This is a genomic window from Micromonospora sp. M42 (genome assembly GCF_000568915.1).
In the GTDB taxonomy this organism is placed as follows: Bacteria; Actinomycetota; Actinomycetes; order Mycobacteriales; family Micromonosporaceae; genus Micromonospora; species Micromonospora chalcea.
Map to the genome: position 1 here is coordinate 4354172 of NZ_KK037233.1, position 6298 is coordinate 4360469.

Annotated in this window: 6 protein-coding genes; 1 reads left to right on the top strand and 5 read right to left on the bottom strand. The window is 71.3% G+C overall.

Features of this window, described 5'->3' with window-relative positions; genetic code table 11:
• Nucleotides 1-12: 12 nt before the first annotated feature.
• Nucleotides 13-252, top strand: coding sequence for a hypothetical protein (locus MCBG_RS20065; RefSeq protein WP_043327675.1), 240 nt, complete (start codon nucleotides 13-15; stop codon nucleotides 250-252).
• Here MCBG_RS20065 and MCBG_RS20070 read toward each other — a convergent pair.
• From MCBG_RS20070 to dnaA, 5 genes are all read right to left on the bottom strand, one after another.
• Nucleotides 243-848: a DciA family protein gene (locus MCBG_RS20070; RefSeq protein ID WP_043327676.1), complete on the bottom strand. Its 606-nt coding sequence runs from the start codon at nucleotides 846-848 to the stop codon at nucleotides 243-245. The two genes, MCBG_RS20065 and MCBG_RS20070, sit on opposite strands and share 10 nt — an antisense overlap.
• Complete coding sequence (gene recF / locus MCBG_RS20075; protein ID WP_043327677.1) at nucleotides 841-1971, bottom strand: DNA replication/repair protein RecF; 1131 nt, start codon at nucleotides 1969-1971, stop codon at nucleotides 841-843. Before recF ends, MCBG_RS20070 begins: the two co-directional genes overlap by 8 nt.
• Nucleotides 1972-1987: 16 nt before the next feature.
• Complete coding sequence (gene gnd, locus MCBG_RS20080; protein ID WP_030499509.1) at nucleotides 1988-2860, bottom strand: phosphogluconate dehydrogenase (NAD(+)-dependent, decarboxylating); 873 nt, start codon at nucleotides 2858-2860, stop codon at nucleotides 1988-1990.
• A gap of 40 nt (nucleotides 2861-2900) precedes the next feature.
• Complete coding sequence (dnaN, locus tag MCBG_RS20085) at nucleotides 2901-4034, bottom strand: DNA polymerase III subunit beta (RefSeq protein ID WP_043327678.1); 1134 nt, start codon at nucleotides 4032-4034, stop codon at nucleotides 2901-2903.
• Between the two features lie 1199 nt (nucleotides 4035-5233).
• Nucleotides 5234-6298, bottom strand: a 1065-nt coding sequence (gene dnaA / locus MCBG_RS20090; protein WP_043330803.1) for a chromosomal replication initiator protein DnaA, incomplete at its 5' end; no start/stop codon positions are given.

Below are 6298 nucleotides of genomic sequence, written 5' to 3' on the forward strand. Positions count from 1 at the left end.
GAGGGCGGCGGGATGAGCGACGACGAGCAGGTGGGCGACGCCTCCGGCAAGGGTGGCCGCCTGTTGGGCTGGGTGTTCCAGAACCTCGCCGGCCCCTCCCAGGTCCAGGGCGCGGTGCAGGGCGGCTCCCGGCTGGCCCGCGAAGCCTGGAAGCAGGACCTGGAACGCCGCAAGCAGTGGAGCCGCGAGCAGCGCGAACTCAAGCGCGCCCGGCGGGAGGCCCAGCGCTCGGGCGGCGACGGTCAGCCGTAGGTGTCGCGGGGCCCGCGCCCGCGTACCCGCCGGGGGCCGCGCGACCACGACGGCGCAGCCGGGCCGTGAATGTGCAGCTTGCGCACCACGTTGTGGCCGACCTCGCGGGCGATCTGCTGCAACAGCGAGCCCGCCAGCAGACGCAACTGCGTCGCCCACGCCGTCGAGCGCGCCTCCACCGTCAGCTCGCCGTCCTCCAGCTTCACCGGGCGGCTGTGCTGGGCGACCTCCGGGCCGACCACCTTCTCCCACGCGCCGAACACCGTCGCCTCGGCCGCCGGCTGCTGCCAGCCCCGCGCCTTGACCAGCTTGTCCAGCACCGCACCCAGCGGCTGCGGGTCGCGCGGGTCCGGCCCCGGGCCGGAGTAGCCGCGCAGCCGCTTCTCGCCGTCGCCGCGGACCGCGCCGCGCCGCCGGGGAGCCGCCGCCTGCCGCCGGGCCTTCGCCGCGTCGAGCACCGCCCGCGCCAGTTCCGGCCCGGTCGCGCCCTCCGGCAGGTTCGCGCCCGGCTCGCCGTCCGCGGGCTTTCCCGGGGTACGCGCGTCGCGTCCCGGCCCGAGCCGCGCGGGCGGTAGCTGCACCTCGTCGTCAGACACGTCGCACCGTCCCGTCGCCCACCGCGTACCGGGTGCCGCGCAGGGTCGCCGGCACGTCGTCGTCCACAGCGCAGGTGACGAGCAGCTGGCTCGCGCCGCCCACCAGCTCGGCCAGCCGGTCCCGCCGGCCGGTGTCCAGCTCGGCGAAGACGTCGTCGAGCACCAGCACCGGCTCGATCCCGTCGGCGCGCAGCAGGTCGTACCCGGCCAGCCGCAGCGCCAGCGCGTAGGACCACGACTCGCCGTGGCTCGCGTACCCCTTGGCGGGCAGCGGGCCGAGGGTGAGCGCCAGGTCGTCGCGGTGCGGGCCGACGAGCGTGGTGCCGCGCTCGATCTCGGCGGCGCGGTTCGCGGTCAGCGCCGCGGCCAGCGCCTCCGCCAGCGCCGCGCGGTCGGCGCCGGGTTCGGGCAGCTCGACCGAGGGCCGGTACGCGATGCCCGCCGCGCCGCGGCCGGCCGCCACCGCGTCGTACGCCTTCGCCACGTGCGGGGTGAGCGCGGCGACCAGTTCCAGACGGCCGGCGAGCAGGTCCGCGCCGTGCTGGGCCAGATGCGCGTCCCACACGGCCAGCGTCGACAGGTCACCGCCGCGTGTGCCACCGGTCTTGCGAGCGAGGTACGAGGTACGCAGCAGCGCGTTGCGTTGCTTCACCACGCGCTCGTAGTCGGCGCGTACCCCGGCGAAGCGGGGCTGGCGGGTGACCAGCAGGTCGTCCAGGTAGCGGCGACGTTCCGAGGGGTCCCCGCGGACCAGTTCCAGGTCCTCCGGCGCGAACAGCACCAGGCGCAGCGCGCCGAGGACGTCCCGGGCGCGCCGGGCCGGGGACCGGCCGAGGCGGGCCCGGTTGGCCTTGCCCGGCACGATCTCCAGCTCGACAAGCAGTTCCCGGCCCTCGTGCACCACCGCGCAGCGGATCACCGCCGAGGTGGCGCCCATCCGGACCAGCGGGGCGTCCGTGGCGACCCGGTGCGAATCCAGGGTCGCCACGTAGCCGAGCGCCTCGACCAGGTTCGTCTTGCCAACGCCGTTGGCGCCGACGAGCACGTTCGGCCCCGGCTCCAGGTCCACGCCGACGCGCTCGTACGAGCGGAAGTCGACCAGTTCGAGCCGGCGGACGTACACAGGCTGTGGATACCGGTCAGCGCTTGTGGACGGCGTGGCCGCCGAACTGCTGGCGCAGCGCGGCGACGGCCTTCATGGCGGGCGAGTCGTCCTGCCGGGACGCGAACCGGGCGAACAGCGACGCGGTGATGACGTTGAGCGGCACGGCGAGCCGTACCGCCTCGTCCACGGTCCAACGGCCCTCGCCGGTGTCCTCCGTGTAGCCGCTCAGCTCGGCCAGCTCCGGGTCCTCGTCCAGCGCCCGGTCCAGCAGGTCGAGCAGCCAGGACCGGACCACGGTGCCCTCGCGCCACGACTTGAACACGCCGGGAACGTTCGTGACCAGCTCGGAGGCGGTCAGCAGCTCGTAGCCCTCGGCGTAGGCGTGCATCAGGCCGTACTCGATGCCGTTGTGCACCATCTTGGCGTAGTGGCCGGCGCCGACCGGGCCGGCGTGCACGAAGCCGAACTCGCCCTCCGGCTTGAGCGCCTCGAAGATCGGCATCAGGCGCTCGACGTGCTCCTGCGCGCCGCCGACCATCAGCCCGTACCCGTTCTGCCGGCCCCAGACGCCGCCGGAGACGCCGACGTCGATGTAGCCGATGCCCTGCTCGTTCAGCCGCTCGGCGCGCGGGGCGTCGTCGCTGAACCGGGAGTTGCCGCCGTCGATGATGATGTCGCCCTCGCCGAGCACCTCGGCGAGCTCGTCGATGGTGGCGTCGGTGACGCCGGCGGGAACCATGACCCAGACCGCGCGGGGCGACTGGAGCTTCTCGGCCAGCTCAGTCAGGCTCGCGGCGTCGCTGATCTCCGGGTTGTGGTCGAAGCCGACCACCTCGTGCCCGGCGGCGCGCAGCCGCTCCCGCATGTTGCCGCCCATCCGGCCGAGTCCTACCAGGCCGAGCTGCATCTGCTCCTACCTCCGTACGTCAGGGTCGTGCTGCCTGCGATCAGCGGGACACGCGGATCGGCATGATGAGGTACCGGTACCCCGGTATGACCTCGCCATCCTCGCCGGCCGGGGAAATGACCGCGGGCTTGAACGCGTCGACGAACCGGAGCAGGGCGTGCTGGGCGCCGAGGTTGGACAGGCCGTCGATGAGGTACTGCGGGTTGAAGCCGATGGTGAGCGGCTCACCGGTAAAGGTGGCCTCCATCGCCTCGCTGGCCCGGGCCTCCTCGGTGCCGCCCGCCTCCACCACGAGGCCGTCGGCGCTGAAGCTGAGCAGCACGGGGGTGGTGCGCTCGGCGACGAGAGCGACCCGCTTGACCACCTCGATGAGCGTGGCGACGGCGACGCGGGCCTCGGCGTTGTGGTCGGCCGGGAACAGCGAACGCACCGGCGGGTAGTTGGCGCCGTCGAGCAGGCGGCTGGTGGTCCGGCGGGTGCCACCGGAGAAGCCGATCATGCCTTCGCCGGCGCCGCCGGAGGAGAGCGCCATGGTGACGTGGCCGCCGAGCGGGCCGAGCGCCTTGGCGGTGTCGTGCAGCGTACGGGCCGGCACCAGCGCGTTGAGGCTGATCTCCGGGTCGTCCGGGTTCCACTCCATCTCGCGCAGCGCGAGGCGGTATCGGTCGGTCGCCAGCATGGCCATCGTGCCGCCGCTCAGCTCGAGGCGTACACCGGTCATCATCGGCAGCGTCTCGTCGCGGCCGGCGGCCACCGCAACCTGGGCCACGGCCGTGGCGAAGGCGGCGGCGTCGACGGTGCCCGCGCTCTCCGGCATCTCCGGCAGCGTCGGGTAGTCCTCCACCGGCATGGTGGGCAGCGTGAAGCGGGCGCTGCCGCAGACCAGCTCCAGGTGGGCGCCGACGGCGGCGATGTCCACCGGCTTGGCCGGCAGGGCCTTGGTGATCTCGGCGAGCAGGCGGCCGGAGACCAGGGCGGCGCCGTCCGCGTCACCCTGCACCTCGACCGTCACCTGGCTGGAGACCTCGTAGTCGAAGCCGGAGACCTGCAGGTTGCCGTCGGTGACGCGGAGCATCACCCCGGCCAGCACCGGTACGGAGGGCCGGTTGGGCAGGCTCTTGGCGGTCCACGCGACCGCCTCGGCGAGCGCGTCGCGCTCCACTCGGAACTTCATCAATGCCTCCGCGTCGACGTCAGCGACAACTCTCTCATGCCGACCGCTGCCACCCATCCCGCCCGACCGTGCGGGTACCCATCGCACCTTAGGGCGCGCGGGCATCGGCTGTGCGCCCGACCCCGTGGATCCAGGTGCCCGGGGTGACTGCCGACGGCAGCGCTCCGGCCCGATCCACAGGAAGTCCAACGGTGATGATTGGTTTTTGTTGTTTAGAAGAGATAACTCATCGTCTTCATCGCACCTGTGCAAACTGTGGAGAACCAACGTCTGCGCAGGTCAGACACGTTATCCACCGGTGGTTTGGCTGTGGAGAACCGGGGGTAAAACTCGTGTCCCGGTCCACAGCCCCCGCCAGCCGCCGGGTTTTCCACGGCTGTCCACCGGTTGTCCACCGCTAATCCACCGGTTTTCTCCCCAGCGCTGTGGACAGCGCCGACAGCGTCGACCGCCTTAATCCCCAGAACCTTCAACAGCTCGCCCACAGGCGACCTGTCATCTGGGGACAACGTGATCGTCATCCCCAGGCGTCCACAGCCTCGTCCCCAGGAGTTGTCCACAGTCTGTGGGTAACCGGCCGGGTGCGGACGGTGGTTGTCCACTGCCTGTGACACAGGGGCTGTGGACAAGGGGTACGAGCTGTGGACGAACACAGCGCCGATCCTGGGCCCTCCACCGGGTCGAGGGTCAACGAACCCGTGCTGTCGGCTTGCCGTCAGCCGCCTGTCGGCGTCCGCTGGTCACCTTCATCACGTCAACAGGGCGTCGACACGAGCCTTCCTCGGCGCGCCGCCCCCGTCCCCGCCCGTCCTCCGGCTCCCGCCTCGCACGTGTCGACCATGAAGTTGGCGGCAGTTGGCGCCCGGTTTGTCGCCGTCAACCTCATGATCGACGCAAAGTTTCGATGGGGCTCGGGGCCCCGGTCGACTCGTGCGAGGCCAAGCCGCGGCTCCGCAGAGATCTTGGAAGGCGAGGGCCCCTGTAGCGGCCGTTTCCTTCCAAGATCTGCGGTCGGGGTCCGTGCAGACGCTGGGCGAGGCGCTCGGGTCGGCGGACTCCTGCGCAGCAGCCCCGCCTTGTTGACCAAGGAGTTCGGGGCAGGAATGACGTGTCGTCCCGACACAAACTCCTTGATCACCGCCGGAGCCGCCGGACGGGCAGTGCGCGGGCGGCGCGCGGGCGGCGTGGGAGAGCTGGGGTCAGGTGTTCTGCTTGATGCGGTTGGTCAGCTCGGCGATCTGGTTGTAGAGCGAGCGCCGCTCCGCCATCTGCTGGCGGATCTTGCGGTCCGCGTGCATCACCGTGGTGTGGTCCCGGCCGCCGAACGCCTGCCCGATCCGGGGCAGCGACAGGTCGGTCAGCTCGCGGCACAGGTACATGGCCACCTGGCGGGCGTTGACGAGCACCCGGGACCGGGAGTGGCCGCGCAGGTCCTCCAGGCTCACCCCGAAGTAGTCGGCGGTCGACACCATGATCTGGTCCGCGGTGATCTCCGGGCCGGCGCCGTCCGGGATGAAGTCCCGCAGCACCTCCTCGGCCAGCGACAGTTCGACCGAGGAACGGGTGAGGCTGGCGAAGGCGGTGACCCGGATCAGGGCCCCCTCCAGTTCGCGGATCGAGTTCGACACCCGGGAGGCGATGAACTCCAGCACGTCCGGCGGTGCGAACAGCCGCTCCTGGGCGGCCTTCTTCTGCAGGATCGCGATCCGCGTCTCCAGGTCCGGCGGCTGGATGTCGGCGAGCAGGCCCCACTCGAAGCGCGTACGCAGCCGGTCCTCCAGCGTCGCCAGCTGCTTCGGCGAGCGGTCGGACGTGATCACGATCTGCTTGTTGGCGTTGTGCAGCGTGTTGAAGGTGTGGAAGAACTCCTCCTGCGTCCGTTCCCGGTTCTCCAGGAACTGGATGTCGTCGATCAGGAGGATGTCCACGTCCCGGTAGCGGCGCTGGAACGCGCTGGTCTTGTCGTCGCGCAGCGAGTTGATGAAGTCGTTCGTGAACTCCTCGGTCGAGACGTACCGGACCGAGCGGGCGTTGCCGAGCGTCGTCGCGTAGTGCCCGATGGCGTGCAGCAGGTGGGTCTTGCCCAGCCCGGAGCTGCCGTAGATGAACAGCGGGTTGTACGCCTTGGCCGGCGACTCGGCCACCGCCACGCTCGCCGCGTGCGCGAACCGGTTGGACGAGCCGATGACGAACGTCTCGAACATGTACTTCGGGTTGAGCCGGTTGCCGCCGCTCTCCGTACCGCCGGGGAGCCTGCGATCGGC